The organism is Candidatus Symbiopectobacterium sp. NZEC127 (assembly GCF_025962675.1).
In the GTDB taxonomy this organism is placed as follows: Bacteria; Pseudomonadota; Gammaproteobacteria; order Enterobacterales; family Enterobacteriaceae; genus Symbiopectobacterium.
This window is the reverse complement of the sequence record NZ_JAGFPG010000049.1, coordinates 1-602: the sequence shown is the minus strand read 5'-3', so window position 1 is coordinate 602 and position 602 is coordinate 1. Positions and strand designations below refer to the sequence as shown.

Genomic DNA, 602 nt, shown 5'->3' with positions numbered 1-602 from the left:
TTGAGATCGTCTGGTTTATCGCGCTACCAATAGCCAAAGAAGCCTATGCCTGGTGGGCAATGCGCAAATCAATACACCCTATCGCTTTTTTGCGCAGTGCCCTACTGTGCTCGGCCCTCTTGTTTATCTTGCTCTATCCATGGGGTGGCAGTATCCACATTCCTGCCGTTTTGGAAGCCGAGAAGGTCAGTACCCTCTATAGTCCGGTACCGGCGCAGGTTAACCAGCTACACGTTACAGATGGTCAGCGGGTGGATATCGGAGACATTCTGCTGGAGCTGACGTCAGTCGATCTGGATTATCGTCTCGATATTGAGCGCCAGCGTATCACCCAGTTACAGCAGCAGCGACAGCGTGGAGCGGCACGACAGGAAACTGCAAGTGAAATTCAGGTCATGGATCGGCAGTTAGCTGAGGCGCTGGCACGCTATCGCGGGTTAGCAGCACAGCGTCAACGCTTAACGATTCGGGCACCGCAAGCAGGTGTGGTACGCGATCTCGCACGGGACATGACAGCAGGACGCTGGCTAACGATGGATACGCCATTACTACGAGTGGTGGAACCTACGCAGGGACAGGTGGTTGGCTATATAAGCGAAGAA

The 602-nt window shown here is 54.2% G+C and carries 1 protein-coding gene; it reads left to right on the top strand.

What is annotated here, in order from left to right; genetic code table 11:
* A partial coding sequence (locus J5069_RS23855; protein ID WP_264646128.1) for a biotin/lipoyl-binding protein occupies nt 1-602 on the top strand: 602 nt, incomplete at both ends.